Source organism: uncultured Sphingomonas sp. (assembly GCF_936927845.1).
Lineage (GTDB): Bacteria > Pseudomonadota > Alphaproteobacteria > Sphingomonadales > Sphingomonadaceae > Sphingomonas.
This window is the reverse complement of record NZ_CAKZHV010000057.1, coordinates 218,805-237,291: the sequence shown is the minus strand read 5'-3', so window position 1 is coordinate 237,291 and position 18,487 is coordinate 218,805. Positions and strand designations below refer to the sequence as shown.

At 67.5% G+C, this 18,487-nt stretch carries 16 protein-coding genes and 1 tRNA gene; 10 read left to right on the top strand and 7 right to left on the bottom strand.

Annotated elements, in window-relative coordinates; all coding sequences use genetic code 11:
- Nucleotides 1-306: 306 nt before the first annotated feature.
- From Q0579_RS08940 to dapB, 4 genes are all read right to left on the bottom strand, one after another.
- Nucleotides 307-383: transfer RNA gene (locus Q0579_RS08940), tRNA-Arg, on the bottom strand.
- A gap of 55 nt (nucleotides 384-438) precedes the next feature.
- Complete coding sequence (locus Q0579_RS08935) at nucleotides 439-828, bottom strand: hypothetical protein (protein ID WP_298280418.1); 390 nt, start codon at nucleotides 826-828, stop codon at nucleotides 439-441.
- Entirely contained in the window at nucleotides 825-1,505 is a 681-nt protein-coding gene (gene nth / locus Q0579_RS08930) for an endonuclease III (protein WP_298280416.1), read from the bottom strand. The genes Q0579_RS08935 and nth overlap by 4 nt, the downstream gene beginning before the upstream one ends.
- Nucleotides 1,506-1,508: 3 nt before the next feature.
- Nucleotides 1,509-2,237, bottom strand: coding sequence for a 4-hydroxy-tetrahydrodipicolinate reductase (gene dapB, locus Q0579_RS08925; RefSeq protein ID WP_298280415.1), 729 nt, complete (start codon nucleotides 2,235-2,237; stop codon nucleotides 1,509-1,511).
- A gap of 182 nt (nucleotides 2,238-2,419) precedes the next feature.
- Between dapB and Q0579_RS08920 the strand changes: the two genes are divergently transcribed.
- Nucleotides 2,420-3,046, top strand: a complete 627-nt coding sequence (locus Q0579_RS08920; RefSeq protein ID WP_298811442.1) for a trimeric intracellular cation channel family protein — start codon at nucleotides 2,420-2,422, stop codon at nucleotides 3,044-3,046.
- 5 nt (nucleotides 3,047-3,051) lie between these two features.
- On the opposite strand, the gene Q0579_RS08915 is transcribed toward Q0579_RS08920, so the two are convergent.
- Both Q0579_RS08915 and sppA read right to left on the bottom strand, forming a co-directional pair.
- Nucleotides 3,052-3,453, bottom strand: a complete 402-nt coding sequence (locus Q0579_RS08915; RefSeq protein WP_298280412.1) for a hypothetical protein — start codon at nucleotides 3,451-3,453, stop codon at nucleotides 3,052-3,054.
- 84 nt (nucleotides 3,454-3,537) lie between these two features.
- Nucleotides 3,538-5,406 (bottom strand): signal peptide peptidase SppA, encoded by a 1,869-nt coding sequence (gene sppA, locus Q0579_RS08910; protein WP_298280410.1) that lies wholly within the window; start codon nucleotides 5,404-5,406, stop codon nucleotides 3,538-3,540.
- A gap of 164 nt (nucleotides 5,407-5,570) precedes the next feature.
- On the opposite strand from sppA, the gene Q0579_RS08905 reads away from it, so the two are divergent.
- The 5 genes from Q0579_RS08905 (at nucleotide 5,571) to Q0579_RS08885 (ending at nucleotide 10,352) form a co-directional block, all read left to right on the top strand.
- Complete coding sequence (locus Q0579_RS08905; RefSeq protein WP_298280408.1) at nucleotides 5,571-6,986, top strand: MATE family efflux transporter; 1,416 nt, start codon at nucleotides 5,571-5,573, stop codon at nucleotides 6,984-6,986.
- Nucleotides 6,987-7,113: 127 nt separating this feature from the next.
- The gene (gene groES, locus Q0579_RS08900; protein WP_174191974.1) at nucleotides 7,114-7,401 is read left to right on the top strand and encodes a co-chaperone GroES; all 288 of its coding nucleotides are present in this window, start codon (nucleotides 7,114-7,116) and stop codon (nucleotides 7,399-7,401) included.
- 83 nt (nucleotides 7,402-7,484) lie between these two features.
- Nucleotides 7,485-9,128: a chaperonin GroEL gene (groL, locus tag Q0579_RS08895; RefSeq protein ID WP_298811407.1), complete on the top strand. Its 1,644-nt coding sequence runs from the start codon at nucleotides 7,485-7,487 to the stop codon at nucleotides 9,126-9,128.
- A gap of 187 nt (nucleotides 9,129-9,315) precedes the next feature.
- Nucleotides 9,316-9,882: a Uma2 family endonuclease gene (locus Q0579_RS08890; RefSeq protein WP_298811405.1), complete on the top strand. Its 567-nt coding sequence runs from the start codon at nucleotides 9,316-9,318 to the stop codon at nucleotides 9,880-9,882.
- A 26-nt stretch (nucleotides 9,883-9,908) separates the two neighbouring features.
- A complete protein-coding gene (locus tag Q0579_RS08885) occupies nucleotides 9,909-10,352 on the top strand; it encodes a DUF3429 domain-containing protein (RefSeq protein WP_298811404.1) in 444 nt (147 codons plus the stop codon).
- Nucleotides 10,353-10,370: 18 nt separating this feature from the next.
- Here Q0579_RS08885 and Q0579_RS08880 read toward each other — a convergent pair whose 3' ends face one another.
- On the bottom strand, nucleotides 10,371-11,414 hold the full coding sequence (locus tag Q0579_RS08880) for a mannose-1-phosphate guanylyltransferase/mannose-6-phosphate isomerase (RefSeq protein WP_298811402.1): 1,044 nt from the start codon (nucleotides 11,412-11,414) through the stop codon (nucleotides 10,371-10,373).
- Between the two features lie 149 nt (nucleotides 11,415-11,563).
- Between Q0579_RS08880 and Q0579_RS08875 the strand changes: the two genes are divergently transcribed.
- From Q0579_RS08875 to Q0579_RS08860, 4 genes are read left to right on the top strand one after another with little or no spacing between them, the layout of a single operon-like run.
- Nucleotides 11,564-12,952: a TIGR03013 family XrtA/PEP-CTERM system glycosyltransferase gene (locus Q0579_RS08875; RefSeq protein WP_298811399.1), complete on the top strand. Its 1,389-nt coding sequence runs from the start codon at nucleotides 11,564-11,566 to the stop codon at nucleotides 12,950-12,952.
- Between the two features lies 1 nt (nucleotide 12,953).
- The gene (gene prsK, locus Q0579_RS08870) at nucleotides 12,954-15,014 is read left to right on the top strand and encodes an XrtA/PEP-CTERM system histidine kinase PrsK (RefSeq protein WP_298811396.1); all 2,061 of its coding nucleotides are present in this window, start codon (nucleotides 12,954-12,956) and stop codon (nucleotides 15,012-15,014) included.
- Entirely contained in the window at nucleotides 15,011-16,363 is a 1,353-nt protein-coding gene (gene prsR / locus Q0579_RS08865) for a PEP-CTERM-box response regulator transcription factor (RefSeq protein ID WP_298811394.1), read from the top strand. Before prsK ends, prsR begins: the two co-directional genes overlap by 4 nt.
- Nucleotides 16,356-18,485: a tetratricopeptide repeat protein gene (locus Q0579_RS08860; protein WP_298811392.1), complete on the top strand. Its 2,130-nt coding sequence runs from the start codon at nucleotides 16,356-16,358 to the stop codon at nucleotides 18,483-18,485. Before prsR ends, Q0579_RS08860 begins: the two co-directional genes overlap by 8 nt.
- Nucleotides 18,486-18,487 lie beyond the last annotated feature (2 nt).

The window sequence follows — 18,487 nt, the reverse complement described above, 5'->3', positions numbered from 1 at the left end:
GTCAGGCTCATAACCTGAAGGTCGCTGGTTCAAATCCAGCCCCCGCAACCAACAAAAAACACAAAGCCCGCAGGTGGCAAAACTGCGCGGGAATTGTCGCGCTTAGCACAAGCCACATCAGCTACATGGCCTAGACGCTCTACCCGCGACGCCAGCACGAAGCCGGCACCAACCAGCTTACGCACAGCACCAGATCGCCCCACCCTCACGGCAGAGTCCGGTAGCGCAAGCGGTCGTCAGTGCAGATCGAAGTTCTAGGCGGCTCGCTCGCTGTACCAGCGTCGCCGATGCTGAAGTATGTGAAGCTGGCGCACCCGACAGGATTCGAACCTGTGGCCTCTGCCTTCGGAGGGCAGCGCTCTATCCAGCTGAGCTACGGGTGCCGGTCGACTTCGGTTAGCGCAGCCTTGAGGCGTACGCTACCCCAATTCCGCTCTGTCAGCGCTTACGCGGGATCGTCACCGGCTGGAATGGCGCGAGGCCGCAACTCGCGCCGCGCATCGGGCCGGTTTGATAGAGCACGGTAATGATGTCCTGCGCGCACAATTGACTAAGCGAGGTCCCGTAGGAGAAGCGACGCTCGAACCCGAGCCCGGGGCAGGATTGCGGTAGTTCGACGCGGTAGTAGCGGTCGCGGCCGCCCGTAGTCCGAAAATCGATCACCCGGTCGTTACGTACCAAACTCTCGCGCAATTGCGTGATCGGCACGCAATTGCGAGCGGGGCCGATCGGCGTCGCGGCGGGCACGGCGTTGCGATCACGCGCGACGCTCGGCGCAGCGCAAGCGGCGGCGCAGCAAATAGCGAGAACGGCATGGCGCATGATCACTCTCCCGACGTCTCGCCTTCTTGTGCTGTCTTCTTGACGGCGGGAGGCGGCGTCTTGGGTTTGAACGCGCACAAATCAGATACGATGCATCGCCAGCACTCGGGTTTGCGCGCCTTGCACGTGTACCGCCCGTGCAGGATCAGCCAGTGATGTGCGTGGAGCCGGAAGGGCTGCGGTGTCGCGCGATCGAGTTTGAGTTCCACCGCGAGCGGGGTTTTGTCGCGCGCGAGGCCGGTGCGATTGCAAACGCGGAAAATATGCGTATCGACCGCGAAAGTTTCGGCGCCGAATGCCGAGTTCATCACGACGTTGGCGGTCTTCCGCCCGACACCGGGCAGGGTTTCCAGCGCATCGCGGTCGGCGGGTACTTCGCCGCCGTGATGCTCGATCAGCATCTGGCTTAGCGCAATGACGTTCTTCGCCTTGGTGTTGTAGAGCCCGATCGTCTTAATGTGCTCGTTCAAACCGTCGAGCCCGAGCGCGACCATCTTCTCGGGCGTGTCGGCGATGCGGAACAGCGCGCGTGTCGCTTTGTTGACGCCCGCGTCGGTCGACTGAGCCGACAACGCCACCGCGACGAGGAGCGTATAAGCGTTGACGAACTCCAGTTCGGTTTCGGGATGCGGGTTCGCCTCCGCCAGCCGCGCGTAGAATTCGACAATATCCGCTTTCTTCATGAATTACAGCCCGAGCACCTCGGCCATCTGATAGCGGCCGGGGGCGCGGCCGGCGAGCCACAGCGCTGCCTTCACCGCCCCGCGCGCGAAGATCGTGCGATCCTCGCCGCGGTGACCGAGCTCGATACGCTCGCCTTCGCCCGCGAAGATCACCTGATGGTCGCCGACGACGCTGCCGCCGCGTAGCGACGAGAAGCCGATCGTCTCCTCGGTCCGTGCGCCGACGAGGCCAGCGCGCCCGTCGACGCGAACCTCGGACAAGGTGGTGCCGCGAGCCTGGGCCGCTGCCTCACCCAGCAGGATCGCGGTGCCCGACGGCGCATCGACCTTGTGGCGGTGGTGCATTTCGACAATCTCGATGTCCCAGTCGGGCCCGAGCCGCGCCGCGGCTTCGCGCACCAGAATGCCGAGCAGGGTGACGCCGAGCGAGGTATTGCCGGTTTGCAGCACCGCGATCCGGCGCGCGGCCTCGTCGATCATCGCGTGATGTGCGTTCGACAGCCCGGTGGTGCCGATCACGATCGGGGTGCCGGCCGCGACTGCGGCGGCGAGATGCGGCTCAAGCGCCGCGGGGGTGGAAAAATCGACCAGCACGTCGGCGTCGGCGGCGAGGGGAAGCGGGTCGCCGCCCGCATCGACGCCGCCCGCGACGCTCGCACCCTCGTCGCCGATGATCGTCGCGATAGCGCGACCCATGCGACCGTTGCTGCCGTAGATGCCGATCGCGGTCATCGCCGATGCTCCATCGGGTAAGCTAGGGATGGCGGAGAGGAAAACGCTATCATACCGCGCGCTATGGCACAGCGATGTGACACGAGCGACAGCGCGCTCCGTGAAATTTCACGAATAGCATGATCGGGCCTGACGCGCGCCGCGACGCTTGCGCCGCCGCATCCATCCGCTACGCGCGCACCATGCCGCCAGAGGTTCTCCTGCCCGTTTTCGCGCCGTGGTTCGACATCGCCGGGCTGGCGCTGTTCGCCGCCTCGGGCGCGCTCGCCGCGGCGCAGCGGGGGCAGACCTTCGTCACGCTCGCTTTTTTCGCGCTGATCACCGGGGTCGGTGGCGGTACGGTGCGCGACCTGCTGATCGGCGCGCCGGTGTTCTGGGTTCATGATGCGCGCGTGTCGGCGGTGTGCCTGGGTGTCGCGGTGCTGGTGTGGGTGACGCCGGAGCGCTGGTGGACCGGAGCGGCACTCGACTGGTTCGACGCGGTCGGGCTCGCCGCCTATGCCGTTTACGGCGCGGCAAAGGCGATCGGCTACGGCGTACCGCCGCTTCCCGCCGCGTTGATGGGGGTGGTGACGGGATGCGTTGGCGGCATCATCCGCGATGTGCTGGCAGGCGAGCCGTCGATCCTGATGCGTCCGGAATTGTACGTCACCGCGGCGGCGCTGGCTTCGGGACTCTTTGTCGTGTTGCGCGTGGTGGGTGTCGATCCGCGCGTCGCCGCGGTGCTCGCCGCGGCGATGGGCTTCAGCCTGCGCGCGGCCGCCATCCGCTGGCATCTGGCGCTGCCTGCCTATCGCGGTCGACGCTAAGGCGGTCAGTTCGTCTTCGGCTTGGTGTAGGGCACGACTCGCCCCAGCGAGACGAAGCCGTGCGGGATCGTCGAGGTGCGGTCGAGCAGGCGGATCACGTCGCGTCGGCACAGGTTGGTGCCGAACGTGCGTGTCACGATAATGTCGTCGCGGTGGAGCTGTCGCGCACCGTCAGGCGGTACGTTGACGTATAAGCGCGTGCCGACGCGGTAGACGATCGCACGCCCTTCGACGATCGTGTTGCCGGTGACGTTGGGGAGCGACAGGCACTCCACCGGCTTGCCTGCGACGCGTCCGGCGAGCAGCTTGTCGAGTTCCGCATCCGGTGTGAGCCGTGCCGACGCAGCCGAGGGAAGGGCGAGCACGACGGCTGCAGCGATCGCGGTAAGGGGTAAAATCCTGCGCATTCAATCCTCGTAGCAGAGGCCGATTGAACGCGGGCTGACCGGTTCGGCTCCGCGCGACCCGTCGGCCTCGCGGAGCCGCCCGGCTCACAAGCCCAATTTGGCGAGCAGTAGGTCGAGCAGGCGCAAGTCGCCGGCGCGCGCGACCATCGGCCCGGACCCGGCACACTCCAGGCATTCGGCGCGCACCGCCGCGCCCGACAGCAGCCGGCGCGCATCGCCGATCGCGAGCGCTGCCGCCTGCCGCTGCTGCCACGCCATGCGCGACATGACGTCTAGGCCGGCGCTGGCGTCGTCATCCCCGTCGCGGTTCCACTGCTTGGCGATCGTGGCGGCGAAACCCGGCTGCTTTTCAAGATACACGATGTCGGTCGACTCGACCTTCGCGCGCTTGGCGGCCTCTGCCACCGCGTCAGAGAGCGAGCCGAACCGGTCGACCAGCCCGAGCTGGCGCGCAGTGCCGCCCAGCCACACTCGACCCTGGCCGATCTCGTTCACGCGCGCGACCGGCAGATGCCGCGACTGCGACACGCGGGTCAGGAACTGCATGTAGCCGTGTTCGATTGTCGACTGGATAACGCTGTCGATCACCGGGTTGGTGCCCGCAAACACGTCGGGTTGGCCCGACAGCGGCGTGGTGCGCACGCCGTCGCTGGTGATGCCGACCTTCGCCAGCGTGTTCTCGAACGTCGGGATCACGCCGAAGATGCCGATCGAGCCGGTGATCGTGTCGGGTTCGGCGAAGATCACGTCGCCGGGCGTCGAGATCCAGTATCCGCCCGACGCGGCGAGCCCGCCCATCGACACGACGATCGGCAATCCGCGCCGCTTCGCCTCGACCAGCGCGAGCCGGATCTTCTCCGACGCCAGCACCGAGCCACCGGGCGAGTCGACGCGCAGCACGATCGCCTTCAGGTCGTTCTTCGCCAGACCCTTGTAGATCGCGTCGGACACGGTGTCGCCGCCCGCGCTGCCGCCGCTCGCCTTGCCGTCGACGATGGTGCCCGCAACGGTGACGATGCCGATCTTGCCGACCTTCGGCAGCGGCTTGGCATCGACGAAGGCGTCATAGTCGATCTTGTTGAAATAGCCCGCCGCCTTCTTGTCGTCGCCGCCGACGATCTGCGCGACACGCCGGCCGAACGCGACCTTGTCGCCCAGGTGATCGACGATCCCGCCGCGCAGGTTCGCTTGCGCGACGTCGCCGCCCGCCGCCTGCACCGTTTGCGCGGGATTGGCGAGGAGGGCGGCGACCTGCGCCTTTGGCCGCGCCTGCTGCACCGCGCTGCGCCACTGCTCGAAGAGGCCGCCGTACAGTGCCTCGGACGCGGCGCGCGCTTCCGGGCTCTGGTCGGCGCGGATGTACGGCTCGACCGCCGACTTGAACTTGCCGACGCGGTAGACGTGTGCGTTGACGCCCAATTTGTCGATCAGCCCCTTGTAATACATCTGCGTGCCGCCGGGCCCGGAGAACAAGGTGCCGCCCTGCGGGTCCATCCAGATCTCGCTCGCCGACGCCGCCAACCGGTAACCGCCGTCGGTGTAGGCGATGCCCCAGGCGAGCACGGGCTTGCCCGCGCGCTTCACCTCGGCGAGCTTCGCCGCCACTTCGCCCAGCGCCGCCGGATAGGCACCGCCGAAGCGTTCGAGGTCGATCACCACCGCCTTGACGCGGTCGTCGCTCTTGGCGGCGTCGAGCGCGCGGACGATGTCGCGCAGGCGGTACTCGCGCCCGGCCTGCTGCCCGCTCAGCAATTGCGTGAACGTGACCTCTTCGGGCTGCTCGACGATCGGGCCGTCGAGGTCGAGCACCAGCGCGCCGTCCTTGATCGCCGGCGCGCGGCTGCGCGCGTTCAGCGCGGCGAACAGCGCGCCGAAGAACAGCAGCATCGCGACGAGCACCAGCGCGTCCTTGATGCCGACCAGCAGTTTCCAGGCGCCCTTTACCAATCTCATGCGCGCACCAGCTTCATTGTCGTGATCCTCGCGGGCGAAGCGCCCGTTGTTCGCCGGTTTAGCCTGCCGTGTATGGCTTGAGCAATACGCTTCTACTGGCCCGAGTCCACCGATCGTGGCCGCTTCTATGGTCAACACGTATCGAACCGCCTAACGCCGACGGCATGCACGCCGGTCCGATTACCCCTGCGCCGCTCGATGAGCCGCGCCCCGCCGGCTGGCGCGACGAGCTGGTGGCGCTCACCCGGCTCGCGGGTCCGCTGGTCGCGGCCAATTTGTTGCAGATGGCGGTGGCGGCGGTCGACGTGATCTTCGTCGGGCGGCTCGGCACGCTCGAACTCGCCGCCGCGACGATGGGCGTGTTCCTGTTCACGCTGCCGCTCTACGGCGTCATCGGCCTGACCAGCGCCGCGGCACCGCTGATCGCGGCCGAACTGGGTCAGCGCGCGCACGCGGTGCGCGAAGTGCGGCGCAGCGCGCGCATGGCCTTGTGGGTCGGCGTTGCCGCCTCGCTCTTGGTCATGGTGGTGCTCGCGAGCGGCGAGCGCTTGCTGCTGCTCGCCGATCAGGACCCGCGCGTCGCCGAGCGCGCGGGGCACTTCCTCGACATCCTTTTGTGGGCGGTGCTGCCCGGCGTGCTCGCGGGCGTGCTGCGCACGGTGGCGGCGGCGCTTGGCCGCCCGGGCTGGGGGTTGGTCGTGACCGCGCTGGCCCTCGCGCTCAGCATCCTGGTCAACTGGCTGCTCGTGTTCGGCAACGCGGGTTTCCCGCGCCTTGGGCTCGAAGGATCTGCGATCGCGAGCGTAGTCAGCACGACCGGCATGGTGCTCGCCTATATCTTCATCTTCTTCGCCGACCACCGGCTGCGTCGCTACCGCCTGTTCGGCCGCTGGTGGCGGCCGGAATGGTCGCGCGCGCGCGAGATCGTGCGGCTGGGCGTACCGATCATGCTCACCTGGCTGTTCGAGGGCGCGCTGTTCGGGGGTGCGGCGATCCTGATGGGGCTGATCGGCGTGACCGAGGTTGCCGCGCACGCGGTCGCGCTCAACGTCGCCGCGGTCGCGTTTCAGGTGCCGTTCGGCGTCGCGCAGGCAGCAACGATCCGCGTCGGGCTGGCGTTCGGGGCGGGCGACCACGCCTGGGTGGGGCGGGCGGGACGCACCGCGCTCGCGCTCGGCATCGGCTTCATGGGGGTGAGCGCGGTCGCGATGTGGCTCGCGCCGCGGTTGTTCATTTCCGCCTATATCGACGTCGATGCTCCACAGAATGCGGCGGTGGTGCCGCTCGCGCTGCAATATCTCGCCGTCGCGGCGGTGTTCCAGTTGGTGGACGGCGCGCAGGCGGTGGCGGCCGGCGTGCTGCGCGGGGTGCAGGACACGCGCGTGCCGATGCTGGTGGCGTTGTTCGGTTACTGGGTGATCGGCTTCGGGACGGCAGCGGTGCTCGGGTTCGCGACGACGCTCGCCGGTACGGGTATCTGGATCGGGCTCGCCGCGGGATTGCTGGCGGTGTCGGTGCTGCTGCTGTGGCGCTGGTCGGCGCGCGAGCGGCTCGGCCTGCTCGTGCCACGCCCGGCCTGAAAAAAGGTTCCGAAAACGGCTTCGGCCCCCATTGACGGTCCGGAGGGCGCCACACATATGCCGTTCCGCTGGCACTCGCTCCCGTCGAGTGCCAAAAAAGTGTCATCAATCGAAAAGGGTTACAGCAATGAACTTTCGTCCGTTGCACGACCGCGTTCTCGTTCGTCGCGTTGAGGCAGAGGAGAAGACGGCCGGTGGGATCATCATCCCCGACACCGCCAAGGAGAAGCCGCAGGAGGGCGAGGTCGTCGCCGCCGGCACCGGGGCGCGCGCCGAGAACGGCACGATCACCCCGCTCGACGTCAAGGCCGGCGACAAGATCCTGTTCGGCAAGTGGTCGGGCACCGAGGTCAAGGTGAACGGCGAAGACCTGTTGATCATGAAGGAATCGGACATCCTCGGGATCGTCGGCTGATTCATTGGTTCGTCGCACCCTCGCGCACATGCGTAGGGGTGTGACTTTCGTGACTTTCCAATCCAACTGAAAGGGTAGCCAACATGGCAGCCAAGGACGTGAAATTCGGCCGCGACGCGCGTGAGCGCATCCTGCGCGGCGTCGACATCCTCGCCGATGCGGTCAAGGTGACCTTGGGGCCGAAGGGCCGCAACGTCGTGATCGACAAGAGCTTCGGTGCGCCCCGCATCACCAAGGACGGTGTGACGGTCGCCAAGGAAATCGAGCTCAAGGACAAGTTCGAGAACATGGGCGCGCAGATGGTGCGCGAAGTGGCCTCGAAGACCAACGACACCGCCGGTGACGGCACCACCACCGCGACCGTGCTCGCCCAGGCGATCGTGCGCGAGGGCATGAAGTCGGTCGCAGCCGGCATGAACCCGATGGACCTGAAGCGCGGCATCGACATCGCCGTCGCCAAGGTGGTGGAGGACGTGAAGGGCCGCTCCAAGCCCGTCTCAGGCAGCCAGGAAGTCGCGCAGGTCGGCATCATCTCGGCGAACGGCGACCGCGAAGTCGGCGAGAAGATCGCGGAGGCGATGGAGAAGGTCGGCAAGGAAGGCGTCATCACCGTCGAGGAGGCCAAGGGTCTCGACTTCGAGCTCGACGTCGTCGAGGGCATGCAGTTCGACCGCGGCTACCTGTCGCCCTATTTCATCACCAACCCGGACAAGATGACGGTCGAACTCAACGACCCGTACATCCTGATCCACGAGAAGAAGCTGTCGAACCTGCAGGCGATGCTTCCGATCCTGGAAGCGGTCGTGCAGTCGGGCCGTCCGCTCCTGATCATCGCCGAGGACATCGAGGGCGAGGCGCTCGCCACGCTCGTCGTCAACAAGCTGCGCGGCGGCCTGAAGGTCGCAGCGGTCAAGGCACCGGGCTTCGGCGATCGTCGCAAGGCGATGCTCGAGGACATCGCAATCCTGACCAAGGGCGAGGTGATCTCGGAGGATCTCGGCATCAAGCTCGAGAGCGTCACGCTCGGCATGCTCGGCACCGCCAAGCGCGTCTCGATCGACAAGGACAACACCACCATCGTCGACGGTGCGGGTGAAGCCGACGCGATCAAGGGCCGTACCGAGGCGATCCGTCAGCAGATCGAGAACACGACCAGCGACTACGACCGCGAGAAGCTCCAGGAGCGTCTGGCGAAGCTCGCCGGCGGCGTGGCGGTGATCAAGGTCGGCGGTGCGACCGAGGTCGAGGTGAAGGAGCGCAAGGACCGAGTCGACGACGCGCTGCACGCGACTCGCGCCGCGGTCGAAGAGGGCATCGTCCCCGGTGGCGGCACGGCGCTGCTGTACGCGTCGAAGGCGCTCGACGGCCTGACGGGCGCGAACGAGGACCAGACGCGCGGCATCGACATCGTTCGCCGCTCGCTGACCGCGCTGGTGCGTCAGATCGCGCAGAACGCCGGCCACGACGGTGCGGTGGTCTCGGGCAAGCTGCTCGACGGCAACGACACGTCGCTCGGCTTCAACGCCGCGACCGACACCTACGAGAACCTGGTTTCGGCCGGCGTGATCGACCCGACCAAGGTCGTGCGCACCGCGCTGCAGAACGCAGCCTCGGTCGCCGGCCTCCTCATCACCACCGAGGCGACCGTCTCCGAGGTGCCCGAGGACAAGGCAGCGCCGGCGATGCCGGGCGGCGGCATGGGCGGCATGGGCGGCATGGACTTCTGATCCGGCTGCGGCTCCGGCCAGCGTCGCTGGCCGGAGACACGCACCGGATCGTCCGGCGGGTCGGCCCGAGGCCGAACCCGTACGACGTCCAGTAGCGGCTCCGCCGCTGCCTCCTGCCGAAAAGAGGGCCGAGCGGAGCAATCCGCCGGCCCTTCTTTTGTTGGATCATCCGCGTTATTTTGGCCTCATGCGGAGCCATGCTGCCTATCAGCCGATCACGGTCGAGCAGTTCCTCGACATCGATTTCAGCACCGATCGCAAGTACGAGCTGATCGACGGCGTCATCCAGATGACGACCGGCGGCACCCCTGCGCATTCGCGCGTGTCGGTCAACATTCTCGCGTTCCTGCATCGCCATCTGCGCGGTACCGGCTGCCGCGCCTACAACGGTGACATGGGGCTGCGCGTCGACGACGTGAACTGTCGCTACCCCGACGTCAGTGTCTATTGCGGCAATCCCGCCAGTCGCGAGCGCGAGCAGGCCGAGCGCATCTATTCCGACCCGGTGGTCCTGTTCGAAGTATCTTCGCCATCGACCGCAAGCGTCGACCGCGCCGAGAAGCTCGAGCAGTACCGCTCCATCGCCTCCGTCGACACGATCGTCTTCGTCGATCCCGAGCACGAACTCAGCCGAGTCGTCCAGCGGCTCGGCCCCACGTCGTGGCGCGATGACCTGTTCGCGCAACCGCACGACATCGATCTGCCCGCACTCGAGCTGTCGATCCCGCACGACGAGATTTTCGCGCGCGACTGAATGCGTGCTCGTGCGTTCCGCGGCGCATGAGCTCACGCATCCCCCTCGACGGCAAGATCCTCGGTTATGGTCCCATGCTCCCGCTCGTTGCGGCGGGCATCGGTGTATGGACGTTGCCGGGTGAGTGGAAAGTGATCGCACTCAACTGCGCGATCGTATGGGGCGCACTGATTCTCGCCTTCGTCGCCGGGGTTAGGCGGGGGTATGGGTTCGGCAATCCCGCCGCCTCCAAGCCGATCGAGATCGCCGCAGCGCTGTCTTATTTCTCGATCGCGGGTTTGGCGCTGATCGTGCCGTTCGCGTCGATCGCGTTGGCGCTGCTCGCCGCCGGTTACGCCTTTGTCGCATTGCTCGACCGGCGGGCCGGACGCCGCGGGAACGCGCCGGCCTATTTCGCTGCCTTGCGTGGACCGCAGTTCCTGCTCGGCAGTGCCGGGCTCGCTGCCTGTTGGGCGTGGCTGATGCATTGATCACCAGCCACTTGCCCATCAGCGGCGCTTCATCTCATCCTGCAATAGCTTGACGTCCTGGCTGCGTCCGCGCGGCAGGATCAGGATATCGCTGCCGCTCGCCACCACGATCAAGTCCTCGACGCCGACCATCGTAACCCGTGCCCCGTCACTGCGGATCAGGCAGTTGCGGCTGTCGAGCACGATCGCGTCGCCGTTGATGGCGTTGCCGTGGTCGTCGGTGTCGGCGATTGCATGCAGCGCGTCCCAGCTTCCGACGTCGCTCCACCCCATTGCCACCGGCACCACCGCGACACGGTCGGCCTTCTCCATGACGGCATAGTCGATCGAGTCGGATGGCGATGCCTCGAACGCGTCCTTGGCGGGATGGATGCGCACGCCGTCACGCTGCGCGCCCTCGAGTGACGCTTTCGCCGCTGCCAGGATGTCGGGCCGGAACTGCTCAAGCGCTTGCAGATAGGCGTCGGCGCAGAACAGGAAGATGCCGCCATTCCACGCATGGTCGCCGCTCGCGATCATTGCCTCGGCCGCGTCGCGCGCCGGCTTTTCAACGAAGCGTGCGACGCGGTTAACGCCTCGCGCGACCTCTTCGCCCACTTTGATGTAGCCGTAGCCGGTCTCCGGCGCGTCGGGCGTGATCCCGAAGGTGACTAGCCAGCCCTCCTCGACCAGCGGCAGCGCGGCATGAATCGCGGCATGGAATGCGTCGCGATCCAGAATGACATGGTCCGACGGCATGACGAGCAGGGGCGCCTTGCCGTCGGCCTCCAGCGCGGCGAGCGCGATTGCAGGTGCGGTATTGCGGCCCGCAGGCTCCAGGATAATCGCCTGCGGTGATGCGGCGATCTCGGTTAGTTGCGTCTCCACCTGATCGGCGTGTGCGGCATTGGCCACCACGATGGGTGCGGCAAACGCGTCGCCATGCGCGCGCGCGGCTGTCAGTTGCAGCATCGTCTCGGCCGCTGTCAGCGCCAGGAACTGCTTGGGTCGCTCAGGCCTGGACATCGGCCACAGACGCGTTCCCGATCCGCCGGACAGGATTACCGGCACGATTGCTGACACTGACTATTCTCCTTGAGCCCCCGCTGCCGCTCAGGACGGCAACGCGTGCGTAACGACCGTGATGCTACAAAGCTCCGGCGTTCAGGGAATCTTTGCCAATTTCGGCGAGAGGATGTCGGAAAGGCTTACAACGCAAGGTCGACGCCTTCATGACACGGGTGTTCAAACATTACGTGCCCAATGCGGTGTTGCTGCTCGGGCTGCTCGATTTCATCCTGCTGCTGCTGGCGGCGGAGGCGGGCTGGCAGGTGCGTGCGTCGCAGATCGGGATGAGCGCTGGGGCGATCGGCACCCGCATCCCGCAATTATTATCGTTCGCACTTCCGCTTGAGATCGCGATGGTGGCGGTCGGAGCTTACGGAGTTCACGCGTTTGAATCATGGCGGTTCGCGACTGCGCGGCTGCTCGTGGCGGTGTCGCTCGGCGTCATCTTTCTGTCTGTGCTGTTCTTCCTGCTACCGTCGATCACATTCTGGCGTTCCAACCTGTTCCTCGGCATGATCTTCGCGGTCGCGGGTCTGGTCGCGATCCGTCTTGCGATCGGCAGCTTCATCCGCGGCGACGCGTTGCGGCGGCGGGTGCTGGTGCTGGGTGCCGGGCGTCGCGCGGCGAAGCTGGCGGAACTCGCTGCGCGTCCCCGCGCCAGTTTCAAGATCGTCGGCAATGTCGCGATGGGCGAGCCGACGACGCTGATCCCCGGCGCAATCGGCCGCGATGCGATCGAGAACCTGTCGGACCACGTCGTTGACCTCGACGTGACCGAGGTCGTGCTTGCGATCGAGGAGCGGCGCAACTCGCTTCCGCTGCGCGACCTGCTGCGTGTCAAGACGACCGGCGTCGGTGTCATGGATTACTCGACCTTTCTCGAGCGCGAGACGGGTCGGATCGATCTCGACAGCGTCAACCCGTCGTGGCTGATCTTCTCCGATGGTTTCTCGTCGGGGCGGATGCTGTCGAGCATCTCCAAGCGCGCGTTCGACGTCGCGGTGAGCCTGCTGCTGCTCGCCTTCGCGTTGCCGGTCATCCTCGTTACCGCGATCGCGATCAAGCTTGAGAGCGCGGGGCCTGCCTTCTACCGCCAGCGCCGCGTCGGGCTGTTGAACCAGCCGTTCGACATCCTGAAGCTGCGCTCGATGCGGCAGGATGCGGAGATCGCGGGAACAGCGGTATGGGCCGCGGAGGATGATCCCCGCATCACGCGGATCGGCAAGTGGATTCGCAAGGTCCGCATCGACGAGCTGCCACAATGCTGGAGCGTGCTGAAGGGCGAAATGAGCTTCGTCGGACCGCGTCCCGAGCGGCCGCAGTTCGTCGCCGATCTGGAGCGCGAACTGCCATATTATGCCGAGCGGCATATGGTGAAGCCGGGGATCACCGGCTGGGCGCAGATCAACTATCCCTACGGCGCCTCAACCGAGGATGCGCGTCACAAGCTCGAATACGACCTGTATTACGCCAAAAACTACACGCCCTTTCTCGACCTGCTGATCCTGCTTCAGACGCTGCGCGTCGTGTTGTGGCCCGAAGGCGCACGCTGAGGTGACCGGCGGCGCGTTCATCATCTGGCTGCACGGATTGTCGGCGCTCTTGTTCTGCGGCGCGGCGATCGTCGAAGCGCAGCGACCGTCGCGCTTCGTTGGGCATCACTTGCTGCTCGCGGCGCTTGGGATCACCGCATTGTGGGCGCTGGGTGTCGCGGGGATCGGCGACGGCGAGATGCCGGTGCGTGTCGCCTTGACGTTACGCAACCTCGCTTGGCTCGCGGTGCTGTTCGCTCTGTCTCGCCGCACGCTGCGGCATGTGCGCGGGCGGCAGGGCGCGTTTGTTGCCGCGGCGGGTTGCGCCGCGCTCGCGGGCGTGGTCGCGATCACGCTTGCGAACCTGCAGGCGAATGCCGCGCGCGCAGCAGCGGAGATGACGTGGCTGGTATTGCGCCTGCTCTCGACCATCACCGCTTTGGTCCTGCTTCACCATCACGCGAGCGCTTCTACGAAGCGACGCAGCGGCGGTGAGACAATGCTGGTGGCGGCAATCGGGATGATGTGGTCGACCGACCTGCTCGTGCTGGTGTTCGCCTATGCGGCGGGTAGCTGGTCGGAGTGGTTGACTGCGCTGCGCGGCGTCGTGACCGTGGTTGTGGCACTCGCGGTCACGATCGCGCTGCAACGCGAGGGTGATCGGTCGCTGAGCGTGTCGCGGACCGCAACCGCACAGGCGATTCTGCTGCTCGGTGCAATGCTGTACGTCGCGGCGGCGATCGGCGTGACGGGGGCGCTCGGCCAAGTGGGGGGCGCGCACGCGCGCGTGATCCAGACGGCCTTCGTGTTCGGAAGCGGCGCGGCGTTGCTGACGTTCCTTACGACGCCGTGGCTGCGCGCCTGGGCCAAGGTGATGGTCGCGAAGCACCTGTTCAGCCACCGCTACGATTACCGCGCCGAGTGGATGCGTTTCACCGACACGCTCGGCATCTCGGGCGACGATGTCTCGGCCTTGCCGAACCGCGTCGTGCAGGCGGTGGCGGATCTGACGGCATCGCCGGCGGGCCTGTTGCTGCTCGCCGAGCGTGACGGCATGGTCGCCGGTCCGGCGTGGCGCTGGGACGAAGCCCCCGCGATCGCGGCGACCACGGCTCTGACCGACTATCTGGCGCGCACCGCACGCATCATCGATCTCGATTCCTGCCGCGTAGGCGAGGCACCGGCCGCGGAGATCGCGGCACTGCCCGAGTGGCTGGTCGCGCGCCCGGAGGCTTGGGCGGTCGTGCCGCTGTTACGTGCCGATACGCTGATCGGCGCCATCGTGCTCGCGCGACCGCCGCTCACGCGCGCGCTCGATTGGGAAGATTTCGATCTGCTCGGCGCTGCCGGACGGCAGGCGGCAAGCTATCTCGCGGAAGAGCGCGCGCATGCCGCACTGGCTGACGCGCAGCGCTTTGACGAGTTCAATCGCCGCTTCGCCTTCATTATGCACGATCTGAAGAATCTCGTCAGCCAGACCGCATTGGTCGCGCGCAATGCGGAGCGGCACGCCGACAACCCTGCATTCCGCGCCGACATGATCGCCACATTGCGCGATACGTCGCAGCGGATGACGGGACTGCTCGCGCGATTGTCGCACCACCAGCTGACGGCTGGTGATGCGGTGCAGCCGGTTGAGCTGCTCAGGCTTGTCAAACGCCTGGCCGAGGCGCGGCGCACGCAGCATGTGGTGCGCGTGAGCGGGGGCGAGGCGATCGCGTTGGCCGACGCCGCGGCGCTAGAGACACTGCTCAGCCACCTGGTGCAGAATGCGATCGAGGCGACACAGAGCGACGCCCCGGTCGAACTGCACGTGGAGACGATCGCGGGCGGGGCGGCGGCCGGAGAGGCCGTGGTCACCGTTGTCGATCACGGCTGTGGCATGACCCCGGCGTTCGTGCGCGATCAGCTGTTCCGTCCCTTCGTCTCGGGTAAGGCGGGTGGCTTCGGATTGGGTGCGTTCGAGGCGCGTCAGATGATTGAGAAGATGGGTGGCAGCATCACCGTCACGACGCGTGTGGGCGAGGGCAGCAGCTTTCGCGTTACGCTGCCGCTCGCCCCCGCGCTGGAGCAGGCGGCATGAGTGCACCCAAGACGCTGCTGATCGTCGAGGACGATCTTGGGCTGCAACGCCAGTTACGCTGGTCGTACGAGGATTACGAGGTTGTCGTCGCCAGCGACCGCGCGAGCGCCATCGACGCGGTGCGCGCGTCCGAGCCGCAGGTGGTAACGCTCGACCTTGGCCTGCCTCCTGATCCCGACGGCGCGTCCGAAGGACTGCGCGCGCTGGCTGAAATACTGGCGATCAAGCCCGACACCAAGGTGATCGTTGCCTCGGGGAATGGCGCGCGCGACGCGGCGTTGGCGGCGATTGCGGGCGGGGCGTGGGACTTCTACAGCAAGCCTATCGAGATCGACGCGCTCGGCCTGATCGTCGCGCGTGCGTTCCACGTCCACGCGCTTGAGGCCGAGAACCGGCGGCTCGCCGCTCGCGCGCAGACGGGCGCGGGGCTGGGCGGGCTCATCACTGCAGCGCCTGAGATGTTGCACGTTACCCGCACGATCGAGCGCGTCGCCCCTGCTGACGTGTCGGTCATGCTGCTGGGCGCGAGCGGCACCGGCAAGGAATTGCTCGCGCGCGGGCTGCACGACGCCAGCCCGCGCCGCGATGGGCCGTTCGTCGCGATCAACTGTGCCGCCATTCCCGAGACGTTGCTGGAAAGCGAGCTGTTCGGGCACGAAAAAGGCGCGTTCACCGGCGCGGTTAAGACAACGGCGGGCAAGATCGAGGCCGCGGACGGCGGCACCTTGTTCCTCGACGAGATCGGCGACGTGCCGCTGGCGTTGCAGGTCAAGCTGCTGCGGTTCCTGCAGGAACGCGTGATCGAGCGTGTCGGTGGGCGACGGGCGATCCCAGTCGACGTGCGGATCGTCTGCGCGACGCACCAGAACATCGACGCGATGGTCGCGGACGGGCGTTTCCGCGAGGACCTTTATTACCGTCTGGCCGAGATCGTGGTGCGCATCCCGGCGCTCGCCGAGCGGAGCGGCGACGCGGCGCTGCTCGCGCGGCATTTCGTGCAGCAGCACAAGCGTACGCTCAATCCGGCGGTGCAGGGGTTGAGCCCCGACGCCGCCGCCGCGATCGATGCGTGGGGCTGGCCCGGCAACGTGCGCGAACTGGAGAACCGCGTAAAGCGCGCGGTGATCATGGCGGAAGGCAAATACGTCACCGCTGCCGACCTGGACCTGCCGGGCACGCCGGACGCGCGACCGATCAACCTGCGTGCCGCGCGCGAGCGGGCGGACCGCAGCGCGATCACGCGCGCGCTGGCGCAGGCCGACGGCAATATCTCGGGCACCGCGCGACTGCTCGGTATCAGCCGGCCGACGCTCTACGATCTGCTGAAAAGCTACGATCTGCATGCGTGAAGGCCCGGCGACCTATCCGCTGCTGCGCGGTCGGCGCAAGCGGCGGCGGGGCTGGTGGCTGCAGCGATTGAACGCTCTGATACGCACGCGTGTCGTGCAGCGTGCCGGGATCATAACGGCCGCTGCGGTAATCGCGTTCGGCATCGCGCTCCTCGCGCGGCGCGCCGACGTTCCGGCCGCCAGCGAGTCGATCGCGCGCGGGCAGGCCGCGCTCGCACGCGCCAATTATTCAGCGGCGCGCAACGACTTCATCGAAGCAACCCGCGCCGAGCCGGGCAACGCGGCCGCGCAGATCGCGCTCGCACGAACCTATCTGCTGCTGGAGGACGGCGTCGCCGCCGGCGGCGCGATCGACCGTGCGCGCAGCGCAGGGGCGTCGGCGGCCCGGCTCCACCACCTGCGCGCCGCGGCATTGCTGCTGCAAGGTGACGAGGACGGCGCAATCGTCGAAGCCGATCAGGCGACCGGCGGAGATACCGCATTCGCCCAGCGCGCAAAGGCACGCGCGCTCGCCGCGCGGGGCGATCGCGCCGCGGGTGCAGCGTTGCTCGAACGATTGATCGCGCGTGACCCGCGCGATGCGGGCGCGTGGCGCGATCTCGCGCGCATCCGGCTCGACATCGGCGATATCGGCGGCGCGAACGTGGCGGCACAGCGCGCACTCTCGCTCGAGCCGAACGATCTTGCCGCGCTGGTGCTGCGCGGCGAACTGGTGCGCGGCCAATATGGGCTGATCGCGGCGCTGCCGTGGTTCGAGGCCGCGCTCGCCCGCGACGCTTACTATCACCGCGCGCTGATCGAATATGCCGGAACACTGGGAGATATAGGCCGTAGCGCCGATAGTGTCGCGACCGCGCGCCGTGCGCTCGCCGCGCGGCCCGGTGACCCGCAGGCATTGTACCTGCTGGCGGTGATTGCGGCACGCGCGGGCGATCTGTCGCTCGCGAGCGACCTGCTCGATCGGAGTAGCGGCGGGCTCGACGGCCTGCCCGGCGGGCTGCTGCTGTCGGGCGCGATCGATTACGCCAATGCGCGCTATCAGCAGGCAGCGGTCAAGTGGCAGGCTCTGTTGGGGGCACAGCCGATGAACCTCGTTGCCCGGCGGCTGCTCGGTGCCGCGCTGCTGCGGTCGGGTGACAGCAAGGGGGCACTCGACGTGCTACGTCCCATCGCGCTGCGCGAGGACGCCGACCGCTACACGCTGACGCTGGTCGGGCGCGCGTTCGAGGCGCAGGGGCTGCGCGACTGGGCGGCGCGCTTCCTTGATCGTGCCGCCCGCGCGCCCATCACGCGCGCGGCGCCGTTCGGGCAGGACGACGACGCGGGTGTGCTCGCCGAGGCCGTTGCCGAAGCGCCGAGCGATCCCGCCGCGGCGGTGGACGCGATCCGCGGCCTGATCGAGCGCGGGCAGTTCGCCGAGGCGGTGCGGCGGAGCGAGGAGATGGCGCGCGCCTCTCCGGGCGCACCGCCGGCGCAACAATTGCTGGGCGACGCGCTGACCGCCGCCGGCCGGTCCGTGCCCGCGGCCAACGCCTACGCACGCGCGGCGGATCTGCGTTTCGATCAGCCGGTGCTGCTGCGGCTGGTGGAGGCATGGGTGCAGACGGGCGATCGGGCGGGTGCCGCGCGTGCGATCGCGCTGTACCTGGCGCAGAACCCGGCATCGGTGGTCGCGAGGCGGCTGCTGGCCAATCTTCAGCTCGCCTCCGGCGACAGCGCCAACGCGGTCAGGACGCTGGAGCAATTGCGCCGCCAGATCGGTGACGGCGACGCGTTGGTGCTGATGCAACTTGCGCAAGCCTATACCGAGGCGGGCGATCCGAAGGCGGCGCTGCCGTTCGCCCGCGCGGCCTATCGACTGTCGCCGATGAGCGCGGGCACGAGCGACGCTTATGGTGCCGCGCTATTCGGCCTGGGCGATACGCGCGGCGCGCTGCAGCTGCTGACCAAAGCGGTGCGATTGGCGCCCGCGGCGGCCGACATCCGCTGGCATTATGCGCAGGCGCTGGCCGATGCGGGTCGGGTCGGCGAGGCGCGGCAGTCAATCGCGCTCGCGCTCAAGGATGGAACGTTCACCCAGCGCGTGGCGGCGACACGGCTGCTGGCGGCGCTGCCGCGCTGACG

What these genes read in the sequence shown, in the direction of transcription:
- Q0579_RS08885 (WP_298811404.1), top strand. Translation starts at nt 9,909, where the DNA reads ATGAGCTCACGCATCCCCCTCGACGGCAAGATCCTCGGTTATGGTCCC.
- sppA (WP_298280410.1), bottom strand. Translation starts at nt 5,406, where the DNA reads ATGAGATTGGTAAAGGGCGCCTGGAAACTGCTGGTCGGCATCAAGGAC.
- groL (WP_298811407.1), top strand. Translation starts at nt 7,485, where the DNA reads ATGGCAGCCAAGGACGTGAAATTCGGCCGCGACGCGCGTGAGCGCATC.
- Q0579_RS08920 (WP_298811442.1), top strand. Translation starts at nt 2,420, where the DNA reads ATGCCGCCAGAGGTTCTCCTGCCCGTTTTCGCGCCGTGGTTCGACATC.
- Q0579_RS08860 (WP_298811392.1), top strand. Translation starts at nt 16,356, where the DNA reads ATGCGTGAAGGCCCGGCGACCTATCCGCTGCTGCGCGGTCGGCGCAAG.
- nth (WP_298280416.1), bottom strand. Translation starts at nt 1,505, where the DNA reads ATGAAGAAAGCGGATATTGTCGAATTCTACGCGCGGCTGGCGGAGGCG.
- prsR (WP_298811394.1), top strand. Translation starts at nt 15,011, where the DNA reads ATGAGTGCACCCAAGACGCTGCTGATCGTCGAGGACGATCTTGGGCTG.
- Q0579_RS08875 (WP_298811399.1), top strand. Translation starts at nt 11,564, where the DNA reads ATGACACGGGTGTTCAAACATTACGTGCCCAATGCGGTGTTGCTGCTC.
- Q0579_RS08890 (WP_298811405.1), top strand. Translation starts at nt 9,316, where the DNA reads ATGCGGAGCCATGCTGCCTATCAGCCGATCACGGTCGAGCAGTTCCTC.
- dapB (WP_298280415.1), bottom strand. Translation starts at nt 2,237, where the DNA reads ATGACCGCGATCGGCATCTACGGCAGCAACGGTCGCATGGGTCGCGCT.
- groES (WP_174191974.1), top strand. Translation starts at nt 7,114, where the DNA reads ATGAACTTTCGTCCGTTGCACGACCGCGTTCTCGTTCGTCGCGTTGAG.
- Q0579_RS08915 (WP_298280412.1), bottom strand. Translation starts at nt 3,453, where the DNA reads ATGCGCAGGATTTTACCCCTTACCGCGATCGCTGCAGCCGTCGTGCTC.
- Q0579_RS08905 (WP_298280408.1), top strand. Translation starts at nt 5,571, where the DNA reads ATGCACGCCGGTCCGATTACCCCTGCGCCGCTCGATGAGCCGCGCCCC.